The 12,797-nt window shown below is 54.9% G+C and carries 14 protein-coding genes; 8 read left to right on the top strand and 6 right to left on the bottom strand.

The window, feature by feature from the left end:
• Positions 1-100 precede the first annotated feature (100 nt).
• The 3 genes from ACG0Z5_RS00155 (at position 101) to sodC (ending at position 1,886) form a co-directional block, all read left to right on the top strand.
• Positions 101-340 carry a DUF1289 domain-containing protein gene (locus ACG0Z5_RS00155; RefSeq protein WP_394444737.1) on the top strand — a complete coding sequence of 80 codons (240 nt, stop codon included), beginning with the start codon at positions 101-103 and terminating at the stop codon, positions 338-340.
• A gap of 49 nt (positions 341-389) precedes the next feature.
• Positions 390-1,286 carry an aldo/keto reductase family oxidoreductase gene (locus tag ACG0Z5_RS00160; RefSeq protein ID WP_394444738.1) on the top strand — a complete coding sequence of 299 codons (897 nt, stop codon included), beginning with the start codon at positions 390-392 and terminating at the stop codon, positions 1,284-1,286.
• A gap of 78 nt (positions 1,287-1,364) precedes the next feature.
• Positions 1,365-1,886, top strand: coding sequence for a superoxide dismutase [Cu-Zn] SodC (gene sodC / locus ACG0Z5_RS00165; RefSeq protein ID WP_394444739.1), 522 nt, complete (start codon positions 1,365-1,367; stop codon positions 1,884-1,886).
• Here the strand turns inward: sodC and ACG0Z5_RS00170 are convergent.
• Genes ACG0Z5_RS00170 through ACG0Z5_RS00180 form a run of 3 tightly spaced genes read right to left on the bottom strand, consistent with a single transcriptional unit; the run spans position 1,879 to position 5,086 of the window.
• Positions 1,879-3,903 carry an FUSC family protein gene (locus tag ACG0Z5_RS00170; protein ID WP_394444740.1) on the bottom strand — a complete coding sequence of 675 codons (2,025 nt, stop codon included), beginning with the start codon at positions 3,901-3,903 and terminating at the stop codon, positions 1,879-1,881. The two genes, sodC and ACG0Z5_RS00170, sit on opposite strands and share 8 nt — an antisense overlap.
• The gene (locus ACG0Z5_RS00175; protein ID WP_394444741.1) at positions 3,903-4,841 is read right to left on the bottom strand and encodes a biotin/lipoyl-binding protein; all 939 of its coding nucleotides are present in this window, start codon (positions 4,839-4,841) and stop codon (positions 3,903-3,905) included. Before ACG0Z5_RS00175 ends, ACG0Z5_RS00170 begins: the two co-directional genes overlap by 1 nt.
• An 8-nt stretch (positions 4,842-4,849) precedes the next feature.
• A complete protein-coding gene (locus tag ACG0Z5_RS00180) occupies positions 4,850-5,086 on the bottom strand; it encodes a DUF1656 domain-containing protein (RefSeq protein ID WP_319630590.1) in 237 nt (78 codons plus the stop codon).
• Between the two features lie 180 nt (positions 5,087-5,266).
• On the opposite strand from ACG0Z5_RS00180, the gene slyA reads away from it, so the two are divergent.
• Positions 5,267-5,707, top strand: a complete 441-nt coding sequence (gene slyA / locus ACG0Z5_RS00185) for a transcriptional regulator SlyA (RefSeq protein ID WP_394444742.1) — start codon at positions 5,267-5,269, stop codon at positions 5,705-5,707.
• Between the two features lie 70 nt (positions 5,708-5,777).
• Here the strand turns inward: slyA and slyB are convergent, their stop codons facing one another.
• Entirely contained in the window at positions 5,778-6,245 is a 468-nt protein-coding gene (slyB, locus tag ACG0Z5_RS00190; RefSeq protein ID WP_394444743.1) for an outer membrane lipoprotein SlyB, read from the bottom strand.
• Positions 6,246-6,522: 277 nt separating this feature from the next.
• Between slyB and anmK the strand changes: the two genes are divergently transcribed.
• The 4 genes from anmK (at position 6,523) to tyrS (ending at position 10,189) form a co-directional block, all read left to right on the top strand.
• Positions 6,523-7,647 (top strand): anhydro-N-acetylmuramic acid kinase, encoded by a 1,125-nt coding sequence (gene anmK, locus ACG0Z5_RS00195; protein WP_394444744.1) that lies wholly within the window; start codon positions 6,523-6,525, stop codon positions 7,645-7,647.
• A gap of 92 nt (positions 7,648-7,739) precedes the next feature.
• Positions 7,740-8,075, top strand: a complete 336-nt coding sequence (gene mliC / locus ACG0Z5_RS00200; RefSeq protein WP_394444745.1) for a C-type lysozyme inhibitor — start codon at positions 7,740-7,742, stop codon at positions 8,073-8,075.
• A 56-nt stretch (positions 8,076-8,131) separates the two neighbouring features.
• Positions 8,132-8,788, top strand: a complete 657-nt coding sequence (pdxH, locus tag ACG0Z5_RS00205) for a pyridoxamine 5'-phosphate oxidase (RefSeq protein ID WP_319630538.1) — start codon at positions 8,132-8,134, stop codon at positions 8,786-8,788.
• 126 nt (positions 8,789-8,914) lie between these two features.
• Positions 8,915-10,189: a tyrosine--tRNA ligase gene (tyrS, locus tag ACG0Z5_RS00210; RefSeq protein ID WP_394444746.1), complete on the top strand. Its 1,275-nt coding sequence runs from the start codon at positions 8,915-8,917 to the stop codon at positions 10,187-10,189.
• Between the two features lie 84 nt (positions 10,190-10,273).
• On the opposite strand, the gene gstA is transcribed toward tyrS, so the two are convergent.
• Both gstA and dtpA read right to left on the bottom strand, forming a co-directional pair.
• The gene (gstA, locus tag ACG0Z5_RS00215; protein WP_394444747.1) at positions 10,274-10,879 is read right to left on the bottom strand and encodes a glutathione transferase GstA; all 606 of its coding nucleotides are present in this window, start codon (positions 10,877-10,879) and stop codon (positions 10,274-10,276) included.
• A 109-nt stretch (positions 10,880-10,988) separates the two neighbouring features.
• On the bottom strand, positions 10,989-12,494 hold the full coding sequence (gene dtpA / locus ACG0Z5_RS00220; RefSeq protein WP_394444748.1) for a dipeptide/tripeptide permease DtpA: 1,506 nt from the start codon (positions 12,492-12,494) through the stop codon (positions 10,989-10,991).
• Positions 12,495-12,797 lie beyond the last annotated feature (303 nt).

Raw genomic sequence — 12,797 nt, forward strand, 5'->3', positions numbered from 1 at the left:
GTAGTAGACCGATTGGTCTAATGCAAGCGAAAAGTGTTTGGCAGTTGCAGGATGAGCGATATCAGGCTTCAATGAGAGTAAGCGAATGACAGGGGGCGGTGTGGCAGAACAACTGGAGTTTTTCCCGGTACAAAGCCCGTGCCGGGGTATTTGTCAGTCTGATGAACGCGGCTATTGTCGGGGCTGTATGCGTAGCCGTGACGAGCGTTTCAACTGGCAACATTTCAACGATGCCCAAAAGCAAGAGGTGCTGCGCCTCTGCCGCCAACGTCTGCTGCGCAAAATCCGCGCAAACAAAACCCTTTCTCCTGAAGAACCTGATCAGCCTTCACTGTTTTGACCCTAAATGTGCGTATACTCGATGAAATTTTTCTGTTGAGGAAGCTTGTATGGTTCAGCGTATTACTCTCGCGCCTAATGGCCCGGAATTCTCCCGCTTTGTGATGGGCTACTGGCGTCTGATGGACTGGAACATGTCCCCGCAGCAGTTGGTTAGCTTTATTGAACAACATCTTGATCTCGGGGTGACGACGGTCGATCACGCCGATATTTATGGCGGCTACCTGTGCGAAGCGGCCTTCGGCGAAGCCATGAAGCTGGCCCCGCACCTGCGTTCACGTATGGAAGTGGTCAGCAAATGCGGGATAGCGACCACCGCGCGGGCGGAAAACGCCATTGGGCATTACATCACCGACAAAGACCATATCGTGCGCAGCGCCGAGCAGTCGTTGACCAATCTGGCCATTGACCAACTGGACCTGCTGCTGATCCACCGCCCGGATCCACTGATGGATGCCGACGAGGTGGCGGAAGCCTTTACCGCGCTGCACCAGAGCGGCAAAGTGCGTCATTTCGGCGTCTCCAACTTCACGCCAGCCCAGTTCTCCCTCCTGCAATCACGGCTGCCGTTTACCCTGGCGACCAACCAGGTTGAACTCTCTCCGGTGCATCAGCCGCTGCTGCTTGACGGCACGCTCGACCAGCTACAACAGCTACGCGTGCGCCCAATGGCGTGGTCTTGTCTGGGCGGTGGGAGCCTGTTCAACGATGAGAAATATCAGCCTCTGCGTGATGAGCTAACGACAGTCGCGACCGAACTCAACGCCGAAAGCATTGAACAGGTGGTTTACGCCTGGGTGATGCGCCTGCCTTCCCAGCCGCTGCCGATCATCGGTTCCGGTAAGATTGAACGCGTACGTTCGGCGATCGCCGCTGAAAACCTTGAAATGACCCGTCAGCAGTGGTTCCGCATTCGCAAGGCCGCACTCGGTTACGACGTGCCGTAATTCTGCTTTGCGCTAACGTTCCGACCAAAAAAGTGTTCCTGGTTTAGACTTATCAGGAACCTTTATTTTGGAGGTACTATGAAGCGCATCACTCTTACCTTACTGACTCTGGCCATTTCAACCGGCGCCTATGCCGCCAGTACCGAAGTGGAGATGAATCTCGTCACCCCGCAAACCGTCGGACAGTCGATCGGCGAAGTGAAAATCACCGAAACTGAGAAAGGCCTCGAATTTACCCCCGATCTCAAAGCCTTACCGCCCGGTGAGCATGGCTTTCATGTTCATGCCAACGGCAGCTGCCAGCCCGCTCTGAAAGAGGGCAAAGCCAGCGCCGCCGAATCAGCAGGTGGTCATCTCGATCCCGATCATTCAGGCAAGCATGAAGGGCCAAACGGCATGGGGCACCTCGGCGATTTGCCGGTGCTGGTGGTGAACAATGACGGAAAAGCCACGCAGCCCGTGCTGGCTCCGCGGCTGAAAAAACTGGATGAGGTGAAAGGCAAAGCCCTGATGGTCCACGTCGGCGGGGATAATATGGCCGATCAGCCAAAACCACTTGGCGGTGGCGGGGCGCGTTTTGCCTGCGGGGTAATTAAGTAGCCCGTTCCTCGATTGTACCCGCAACCGGCGCTTGTTCTAGCTGCAACAGTGAACAGTACAAACGCCAGATAATCGCCGCCAGTTCTCTGGCGGCAGGCTGATGATGGTGGCCCAACGCTTCATAAATTCTTTTTAATTCGCTTAATGCCGAGGCCAGCGGACGCTGCTGGACGCCACGCTCGCTCATCACATCGCGCAGCAGGCTAATACACAGGTCGCGCACTCGCTCCAGCGGGTCAGAACGGGTTTCCCAGTCTCGCAATTGCCAGACCACATGGCTACAGTTGAGTAATACCACCCCCCAGCGCAGAAGCCACCGGCGGGAGAGCGCATCCTGGCTGTTACTCAGCTGGCTGATGTAATGATAAACCAACGATTCAAACTCATGTTCGCTCTGCTGCGGACGACGGCTGAGCTGATCGACAAAGTGACGCCGTAACGAGCGAATATGGCGGCGACTTTTACGTGCATCCGAGCCCGGTTTGAGCACCGCGAAGGCTAGCCAAGCCAACCCCACGCCGATAATTTTGGCCAGGTTATCGTTAAGGAAACCGGCAAAATCATACACCGGCGGGTTAGTCACCGAAATGAACGATCCCATAAACACCACCAGTTGTCCCCACAGCCCGGCGTACTTCGGCATTTGCAGTTTGAACAGCTGCATAGTGACCAGCAGGGGGAACAGAAACAGCAGGAATTGCCAGAGGTCACTGATTTGCACCATCAGGCCAAACTTGACCACGAAGCTGAATAGCGACAGCAGCAGCAGGGTGCGCAGCAGCAAGGTCAGGGAATTGAACGGTGAGGGCGAGATAGAAAAGAGCACGCAGCAAATGGCCGCCAGGGTCAGTGCCGCAGGGCCGGACGTCCACTGGGTATTAATGGTCCAGGCACCAACCATAATCAGGGCGAAGAAGGTGCGCAGCCCATTCCATAACGCCTCGGCATGGTCAGTCCGGCGAGTCAGTGCGGGTGCAGCGGGCACATCAAACTCGGTGATCGCCGAAGCATTTTCCAGCCGTTTCAGCCAGCGGCTGGAGGTCAGATACAGGCGGCAGAAATAACGCAGGCGCTGCCAGAATGCCTGATGCCGGTAATCCATTGGGTCGCGCGGGGCCAGCGGGGCGATTATCCGGGCCACGCTATAGGCGTTTGCGCCAGGCTTCGCCAGCTCGGCGAGTAATTTTTCCAGTACCTCGCGGGTATTGGTGGGGTGTTCTGGCCAGTTAATCAGCATCCGGCGCAGGCTGGAAATCACGCTGGTCATGCGCAACTGCTGGTGCAGCAAATAGTTGAGCAGACTGTTCTGGCGGCGAAAGCGGTAATGGCTCCAGAATGCCTGAATGCGCAGCAGGTTCATGGTCAGGATCTGGCCAATAACGCTCTCATGCGCGGTACGAATCGCATCGGTGGTTTCCGGTTGCCACAGCAGGCTGGCATGTTCCAAAATACGGGCATGCATGTTCTTTAGCGCGGTCAACAGCGTGGTGCCATCAGAGGTGCTCGGCATGATCATCATCATCAGCGCCCCACACACGATACCGAGAATCACTTCACATACGCGAGCCTGGGCGATATCCCACAGATGTGTGGCATCCACCAGATTGACCATCGGGAAGGCAATAATCGCACAGGTATAGCCTGCAAGCTGGAACGCATAGGCGACGTTGTTCAGATACATCGCGCAGACCCAGGTGCATAAGGCAATCCAGGCCGACAGCCCGAACAGAAACAGCCACGGGTCGGTCATGGTGTGCCCGGCAATTAAAATCGCCGCGCAGGCCCCCAACAGACTCCCGGCAATACGCCCCAGGCTTTTACTGATAACCCCGCCAACGGTCGGAAAGCTGACGACTGCCGCAGAGGTCATGGCCCAGTAAGGCTGATCCAGATTGATGTAATAGGCAAAGCTCAGGGCCAGACACATGGCGATGCCATTACGTAAGGCATACCGCCATTGCGGGCGCGTGGCTTTCACCCACGGCAGCGACCGCCAGGTTAGCGCCTGTAAATTCATTACTGGCCGCCGATCGAGACGGTGCAGGTGGTCCCCGCAACCAGAATGATATCTTCTGGCAGCTTATCGAATTCGATGCGAACCGGCACGCGCTGAGCCAGTCGCACCCAAGGAATGGTCGGTTTGACGTCAGCGATCAGGCTGCCTTCCGGGCCGACGCTCTGGTCTGAGATGGCGCGTCCAATGCTGGCGACGTGACCCTGTAACGTTTGTCCGTTACTGTAGAGCACCACGCTGGCCGCGCCGCCAGGACGGATATGACGCAGTTTGGTTTCTTCAAAATAGCCGACGACATAAAACGAATGGCTATCGACCAGCGCAAATACCGGGTGGCCGACGGCGGCGTAATCGCCGGTGCGGGTCGACAGGTTAGTGACCCAGCCATCAACTGGCGCTTTGACGTCGGTTTGCGCCAGCTGCCAGTTGGCGTGTTCCAGAGCCGCGTTAGCCGCATCGGCACTGGCTTTGGCGGCGGCGACGCTGGCTTTCGCGGCTTCGGCGTTAGCGGTCGCCGTTTTCAGGGCGTTATTGACGGTGTCGAGATCTTCGGCAGAAATAAAGTTTTTCGGTAAATTACGGCGACGGTCGGCTTCACGACGGGCCTTGTCCATATCTGACTGGGCTTTATTCCAATCAGATTTCGCTTTCGCCATATCTGACAACGCTTTGGCATGCTGGGCTTGGGCGGTCATCACCGCAATGCGAAATGGCGTGGCATCGAGACGGAACAGTACATCCCCGGCTTTTACCTGCTGGTTATCCCTGACGTTGAGTTCGATGATGCTCCCGGAAACCTGCGGGGTGATGCTGACTTGTTCGGCGCGAATTTTGCCGTCACGCGTCCACGGAGACTGCATGTAGTAATTCCAGACCAGCCAGACGGCAACCAGCGCCAGGGCCGCGACCAGCAGCGTGGAGAAATATTTCAGTTTTTTCATTGAGTGAGTTACCACGCCACAATCAGAACCAGCGCCAGGCAGACCGCCAGCGCGAACAGGGAAAGATCCATTAAGAGAGGGTGCCAGACGTCACCTGCGTACATCCAGTCGCGCAGCTGGCGATGGGCGAGCAGCCAGATAAGAAAGCCCAGAATCACCGCTTTGAACAGTGGGGGAAAATAGATTGAGGCCCCAACAATCAAATCCTGCAGGGGAAGTCCCGGAGTATTAAGCGTCAGCTTCACGAGCAAAAATCCTTTGCAAATCCAATAGTGCGGCAGAGGGCTGCGATGCGCCAGTATAGTCATTAGTGTAAATCATCCCGTCCGTTAGCGGGGATGAGGCAATACATTTGTTTTGGGCATTTAAATGCTGCACACTATTCTAAAATCAGTATAATAACTTAGCAAGCTAATTATAAGGAGATGAAATTGGAATCGCCACTGGGTTCTGATCTGGCACGGCTGGTGCGCATTTGGCGTGCTCTGATTGACCATCGCCTGAAACCTCTGGAATTAACGCAGACTCACTGGGTTACGCTGCATAACATACATCAGCTACCCCCGGAACAGTCGCAAATTCAACTGGCTAAAGCGATTGGTATCGAGCAGCCTTCACTGGTTCGTACCCTGGATCAGCTGGAAGAGAAGGGCCTGATTTCGCGTCAGACCTGTGCTAATGACCGTCGTGCTAAACGTATTAAACTGACTGAGAAAGCCGAGCCACTGATCGAAGATATGGAAACAGTGATTCGTAAAACGCGGGGGGAAATTCTCGCGGGCATCTCGCCTGAGGAACTGGATTTGCTGCTGGGGCTTATTTGTAAGCTGGAGCAGAACATCAACGAACTGCAGGCCAAAGACTAGCGCTCAGACCTGAATAACAAAAAAGGCCCTGAATCAGGGCCTTTTTTTATGGGTGCCCTACGCCGGATAATTAGCGAGGGGAAACGGTCACCTGGCTGCCATTGCTGGCCATCACGACACGTTGCCCGGCAGAGAACTGGGTTGCACCCTGTTTCTGCACCACCATGATGGTATTACCATCGTCTTTACGGATTTCCAGCTCTACGCCCTGGGTTTTGTTAATTGCACCCTGAACGCCCTGGCCCGCTACACCACCTGCGACAGCGCCCGCGGCGGTTGCCAATGAACGACCGGTTCCGCCGCCCACGGTATTCCCGAGGAAGCCACCCAGTACCGCACCACCGATTGCGCCGATGACGTTAGAGTCATCACCGCCCTGAATCTGTACCGGACGAGTATGGACAATCGTCCCGTAGGTCACATTCTGAACCTGTTTGGCTTCGGATGCGGAATAAACGTCTCCGGAAAGGCCGCTGCTGCTGACACAACCGGCAAGCGTGAACCCAATCATTGAAACGGCCAATACACGTAACATCATTTATGAATCTCCTGTTCACAAGTAACGCTCTTGAGAGCATCCGTCACCGCAATTATATGGCATTTATGTACTACAGGTCATATGTTCTGCGAGGATCTACACAAAATTGTAGTCTCTTTGTGCTCAACCTTGTGTAAACAGCCGTTGCGTTAAAGGCTTGCAACCGGGACCGGACACCTATTCAGACCGCGAATTCTTAAATTTCGTCAGCGGATCATGGCATTAAGAACGACTTTATGATTCAGTGTGGCTCTCAGTCACGAACTCAGGAAGGCGTATGAAATCGGGTCGCTATATTGGTGTGATGTCGGGCACCAGCCTTGACGGTGTAGATGTGGTTCTTGCCGCGATGGACGATAACATGGTGGCGCAGCAGGCCAGCCTCTCATACCCCATTCCGATTGTGCTCAAGGAAGCCATCCTCGCTATTTGCCAGGGACAACAGCTGACCCTGTCGCAGTACGGACAGCTCGACACGCGCCTCGGACATTTGTTCGCTGACGCCGTCCAGGCGCTGATGGCGCAGGAAAAGCTGTCGGCCAGCGATATCGTGGCCATTGGCTGTCATGGGCAAACGGTATGGCACGAGCCGGACGGCGATGCCCCGCATACGCTGCAAATCGGTGACAACAATATTATTGCTGCTCGCACTGGCGTCACGGTGGTCGGTGACTTCCGCCGCCGTGATATCGCCCTGGGCGGGCAGGGTGCGCCCCTGGTTCCGGCATTCCATCACGCCCTGCTGGCTGTGCCGCACGAGCGTCGCATTGTGCTCAATATCGGCGGGATCGCCAATCTGTCAATGCTGAGTCCTGGGCTGCCGGTCAAAGGTCATGATACCGGGCCGGGTAACATGTTGATGGACGCGTGGATTTGGCGTCAGTGCGGAAAACCGTATGACAAAGATGCCGAATGGGCGAACACGGGAAAAATCAGTCTGCCGTTGTTACAGGAAATGCTCAGCGACCCGTGGTTTGCATTACCTGCCCCGAAAAGCACCGGGCGCGAATATTTCAACTATGGCTGGCTCGAGCGTCAGTTAGCCAAACACCCGGGGGTGGCGGCGAAAGATGTGATGACCACCCTGACTGAACTGACCGCTGTGACTATCAGCGAGCAGGTGTTGCTGAGCGGTGGCTGTGAACGTCTGCTGGTGTGCGGCGGAGGCAGTCGTAATCCGTTGCTGATGGCGCGTCTGGCCGCGTTGCTGCCGGGTACTGAGGTCTCGACCACCGACGAAGCGGGGGTCAGCGGCGACGATATGGAAGGCCTGGCCTTCGCATGGCTTGCCTGGCGTACGCTGGCCGGGCTGCCGGGTAATTTACCGTCTGTCACCGGGGCTAGCACGCCAACGGTGCTGGGGGCCATTTTCCCTGCGAATCCGTCGCAGAATCAGAGTTAACTGACAGAGTCGTGATGTCAATGCCGATAGAATAGCTACGTTTAGGGAGGGCAACTGCCCTCCGGGACCGGGACAGTCTAATAGGCAAGCCAATGAAAAAAAATCTCCTCGCTGTAGTACCACTGATAGCACCTCTAATGCTCTCTGGATGTAGCTACTACAACCAGTTCGTCGAGCGGATGCACACCGACACCCTTGAATACCAGTGTGATGAAAAACCGCTGACCGTTCACCTGAACAATACTCGTCAGCAGGTCGATTTCATCTACGATAACCAGCAGCAGACGCTGACCCAGGGCATCTCCGCCTCGGGGGCACGCTATACCGACGGCATTTATGTCTTCTGGTCGAAAGGCGACAGCGCAACGGTCTACAAACGTGACCGTATCGTACTGAATAACTGTCAGTTACAAAATCCGAAGCGTTGAGATTTTGCTGACGGCGGCGCACAATAGCGTCACCTGAAGACAACTTCGAAAACGCCATGTCTGACAACGACTCCCTGCAGCAAATCGCGCATCTGCGCCGTGAGTATACCCGTGGCGGCCTGCGCCGCCGCGATCTTCCCGCTGAACCGCTGGCACTTTTTGAACGCTGGCTGGGGCAGGCCTGCGAGGCCAAACTTGCCGACCCGACGGCCATGGTCGTGGCGACCGTGGATGAAAACGGTCAGCCGTATCAGCGTATCGTTTTACTCAAACATTACGACGAAAAAGGGCTGGTGTTCTATACCAACCTCGGCAGTCGTAAGGCGCATCATTTGGAACAAAACCCGCGTATCAGCCTGCTCTTCCCGTGGCACATGCTGGAGCGACAGGTGATGGTCACCGGCAAGGCCGAACGTCTCTCAACGCTTGAAGTGGTGAAGTATTTCCACAGTCGTCCACGTGATAGCCAGATTGGCGCCTGGGTTTCGAAGCAGTCCAGCCGCATTTCGGCCCGTGGGATCCTCGAAAGCAAATTCCTTGAGCTCAAACAAAAGTTCCAACAGGGCGAAGTGCCGCTGCCGAGTTTCTGGGGGGGATACCGTATCAGCATTGAGTCGATGGAGTTCTGGCAGGGGGGTGAACATCGCCTGCACGACAGATTTATGTACCAGCGTGAAAACGACGCCTGGAAAATCGACCGACTCGCGCCATAATCGCGCATTTTGTTGCGTTAAGCGCTGGCACATCACGGGCTGGCGTTTTATTCTATGAGCCTTTCGCATCTTGCGAAACGTCGTGTACCGGCTAAGGTGCAGTCTGTTTTATACATGGAGACTTTGATGGCGAGCAGTAACTTGATTAAACAATTGCAAGAGCGGGGCCTGGTGGCCCAGGTGACGGACGAGGAAGCGTTAGCAGAGCGACTGGCGCAGGGCCCGATCGCGCTCTATTGCGGCTTCGATCCTACCGCTGACAGCTTGCATTTGGGGCATCTCGTTCCCCTGTTATGCCTGAAACGCTTCCAGGAAGCGGGCCATAAGCCTGTGGCTCTGGTGGGCGGCGCAACTGGCCTGATCGGCGATCCGAGTTTCAAAGCGGCCGAGCGTAAGCTGAACACCGAAGATACCGTGCAGGAATGGGTGGATAAAATCCGCAAACAGGTAGCACCGTTCCTCGATTTCGACTGCGGCAGCAATTCTGCCATCGCGGCCAACAACTATGACTGGTTCGGCGGCATGAACGTGCTGACCTTCCTGCGTGATATCGGTAAACACTTCTCTGTTAACCAAATGATCAACAAGGAAGCGGTTAAACAGCGTCTGAACCGTGATGACCAGGGGATCTCCTTTACCGAATTCTCCTACAACCTGTTGCAGGGTTATGACTTCGCGTGCCTGAACAAACTGCACGGCGTGGCGCTGCAAATCGGCGGTTCTGACCAGTGGGGTAATATCACCTCCGGTATCGACCTGACCCGTCGTCTGCACCAGAATCAGGTGTTCGGTCTGACCGTTCCGCTGATCACCAAATCCGACGGCACCAAATTCGGTAAAACCGAAGGCGGCGCGGTATGGCTGGATCCGAAGAAAACCAGTCCGTACAAGTTCTACCAGTTCTGGATCAACACTGCGGATGCGGACGTGTATCGCTTCCTGAAGTTCTTCACTTTCATGGACATTGCTGAAATTAATGCCCTGGAAGAAGAAGACAAGAACAGCGGCAAAGCACCGCGCGCGCAGTACGTGCTGGCCGAACAGGTTACCCGTCTGGTGCATGGCGAAGAAGGCCTGGTGGCGGCAAAACGCATCACTGAAAGCCTGTTTAACGGCAACCTGAGCGGCCTGAGCGAAGCCGATTTCGAGCAGCTGGCGCAGGATGGCGTGCCGATGGTCGAAATGGAGAAGGGCGCTGACCTGATTCAAGCGCTGGTGGATTCTGAGCTGCAGCCGTCCCGCGGTCAGGCGCGCAAAACGATCGCCTCTAACGCGGTCACCATTAACGGTGAGAAGCAGATTGACCCGGAATACACTTTCGCTGAAAGCGATCTGCTGTACGGACGTTACACGCTGCTGCGTCGCGGTAAGAAGAACTACTGCCTGGTGTGCTGGAAGTAATCTTCCCTGACGTGCACATGAAAAAGGCCGCGTATGCGGCCTTTTTTAATGCCCAATGGCGCTCACGCTTATCGGGCCAATGTCTTAATTTAAGCCTTCTGCCGCCAATGCTGCGGTAACCGCTGGACGGGCTGCCACGCGAGCCATGTAATCTTCAATGTTCTTGTAACCGCTGAGATCCAGTTTAACTGCCCGCGCCCAGCGCAGGACGGTAAACAGGTAGGCATCGGCAATGGTGAAGCGTGCCCCGCTGATCCATTCCCCGTCACGCAGGGCGTCATTCACATAGCTGAACTTTTTCTCCAGCAGCGCACGTACGGTCGGTTTGAAATCTTCAGGTGTGTCCGGACGGAACAGCGGCGTGAAGCCCTTATGCAGTTCGGTGGCAATGAAATTGAGCCATTCCAGCGTCTTATATCGAGCGATACTCCCCGCCGGGGCCAGCAGTTGGCGATCAGATTTGGTGTCCGCGATGTACTGCATGATCGCCACGCCTTCGGTCAGCAGGATATTGTCGTCCAGCAGCAGGGCAGGCACCTGGCCTTTTGGGTTGACCTGCCAATAATCTTCCCCATTTTCCAGCTGCTTTTTCGCGAGATCAACGCCAACCAGCGAAAAATCCATGCCGCTCTCACGCAGGGTGATATGAGAAGCAAGGGAACAGGCGCCGGGTTTATAGAACAATTTCATGACGAACTCCTTAAGACACAGATGTGTCACCCATCCTAGTTCGCCCGCAGATAAAAAAAAAGCCGCTGAACGTGTCAGCGGCTTTTTTTATTCGGTTTCCCGATGAATGTTATGCAGTTGCCGTTTCGCGGGCTTTGTCTGCGGCATCATCTTCCTGAGTCATGCGATTCAGTTTCGGTGCAGTCAGCAGCATCAGTACCGCGATAACCGCAGTGGCGATACCAATCTTCATGAACACATCACCGTAGACGTGCAGGGACAGCAGTGGGTCAGTCACATTTTCCGGAACCGCCATCAGGTTAGCCACGTTACCCGCGATGATTGCTGCACCGGCAGTGGTCAGGAACCAGCTACCCATGATGAAGCCCATCAGACGCTGTGGAACCAGCTGTGCAACCATCGCCAGGCCCAGACCGGAGATCATCAGCTCACCGATAGACTGCAGCGCATAGCTCAGAATCAGCCAGTTAACGGACACAATACCCGCGTCGGTTGCGAACTTGGCACCCAGTGGCAGCACCAGGAAGGCCAGAGAACAGAGGATCATACCGAAGGCGAATTTGTGCGGCATCGGCATACGGTCGCCCATCTTGTTATAGATAGCGGCCAGGATTGGACTACCAATCATGATCCAGAACGGGTTCAGGGCCTGATACTGCTCTGGCTCGAACGCGATACCCAGAATGGAGTGCTCAACGTTACGGATAGCGAAGAAGTTCAGAGAGGTTGGCATCTGGCTGTACAGCACGAAGAACACAATCGCTTCAACCATCAGAATGAAAGCCACGATCATTTTACGACGCGCGGCACCTTTCATCGCGAAGGTTTCTTTCGCGAACAGGCAGATGATACCCAGAGCGACCACGGCCAGAACCATACGAGCGATACCCTGGTTGTGCAGCAGCCAGGTTGCAATGGTCACCAGAACCACAACCCCAACGATGGTGGCCAGCAGTTTACCCATGTGAACCGGGGCAAAGTCAGGCTTGGAACCGTAGCTTTTCACCCATTTCTGGCAGAACGCAAAGTTCACCACGGTAATACACATACCCACTACGCTCAGCGCAAACGCCGTGCTCCAGCCGTATTTTGCAGCGAGCCACGGGGTTGCCAGCATAGAGAAGAAAGAACCGATGTTGATGGACATGTAGTACATGGTGAATGCACCGTCCAGACGTGGGTCATCTTTATCATAACAGGTAGAAAGCAGGGCGGATGGGTTGGCTTTAAACAGGCCGTTACCCACAGCGATAGTTGCCATACCCATATACACGACGGCGGCATCGTGACCCGAGAAGGCCACCAGCGCATAACCAATCGCCAGCACAACAGCACCCAGCATAATGACACGCTTGGTACCCAGCACTTTATCACCCAGCCAGCCGCCTACAGCGACCAGACCATACACCAGTGCGCTGAAAGAGGAGAACAGCGTAATAGAATCCGCTTCGGACATACCCAGTTGTTTAACCAGGTAAACGGCCATAATGCCCTGAAGGCCGTAGTAACCAAAGCGTTCCCACAGTTCAATTGAGAAAATGAGATAGAAAGATTTCGGTTGTTTGAAAGCGTTCAGACTCACGCTTTCTGTTGGTTTATTGTTTGCAGTAGACACATATACCTCTTTTTTTACATCCCATATTAACGGGGTTCGTGGGCGTGACGTTCGTTTTGACATCCGCCTTATAGTTATTCTTGGAGGGGAAAACGGCAGGTAATGTTCACTATCCAGGACAATCACACAAGGGGTTTGTAATACTCTGTTACACATAACGAGGGCGTTATAATCGTCCGTTCATCTAAATGTTATTCAGCGTTTAACTTCGCTGTTTCGATTCTTCTGGTTTTTTTCACTAAAAAGGTGCCGATTTTCTGGCCTAATGGCGATATGTTCTGCTGTTTTGATTGATGGGCAGTC

Source organism: Scandinavium sp. M-37, assembly GCF_043558715.1.
GTDB classification, from domain to species: Bacteria; Pseudomonadota; Gammaproteobacteria; order Enterobacterales; family Enterobacteriaceae; genus Scandinavium; species Scandinavium vulneris_A.

What these genes read in the sequence shown, in the direction of transcription:
- sodC (WP_394444739.1), top strand. Translation starts at nt 1,365, where the DNA reads ATGAAGCGCATCACTCTTACCTTACTGACTCTGGCCATTTCAACCGGC.
- ACG0Z5_RS00160 (WP_394444738.1), top strand. Translation starts at nt 390, where the DNA reads ATGGTTCAGCGTATTACTCTCGCGCCTAATGGCCCGGAATTCTCCCGC.
- tyrS (WP_394444746.1), top strand. Translation starts at nt 8,915, where the DNA reads ATGGCGAGCAGTAACTTGATTAAACAATTGCAAGAGCGGGGCCTGGTG.
- slyB (WP_394444743.1), bottom strand. Translation starts at nt 6,245, where the DNA reads ATGATGTTACGTGTATTGGCCGTTTCAATGATTGGGTTCACGCTTGCC.
- ACG0Z5_RS00175 (WP_394444741.1), bottom strand. Translation starts at nt 4,841, where the DNA reads ATGAAAAAACTGAAATATTTCTCCACGCTGCTGGTCGCGGCCCTGGCG.
- ACG0Z5_RS00170 (WP_394444740.1), bottom strand. Translation starts at nt 3,903, where the DNA reads ATGAATTTACAGGCGCTAACCTGGCGGTCGCTGCCGTGGGTGAAAGCC.
- anmK (WP_394444744.1), top strand. Translation starts at nt 6,523, where the DNA reads ATGAAATCGGGTCGCTATATTGGTGTGATGTCGGGCACCAGCCTTGAC.
- slyA (WP_394444742.1), top strand. Translation starts at nt 5,267, where the DNA reads ATGAAATTGGAATCGCCACTGGGTTCTGATCTGGCACGGCTGGTGCGC.
- pdxH (WP_319630538.1), top strand. Translation starts at nt 8,132, where the DNA reads ATGTCTGACAACGACTCCCTGCAGCAAATCGCGCATCTGCGCCGTGAG.
- mliC (WP_394444745.1), top strand. Translation starts at nt 7,740, where the DNA reads ATGAAAAAAAATCTCCTCGCTGTAGTACCACTGATAGCACCTCTAATG.
- gstA (WP_394444747.1), bottom strand. Translation starts at nt 10,879, where the DNA reads ATGAAATTGTTCTATAAACCCGGCGCCTGTTCCCTTGCTTCTCATATC.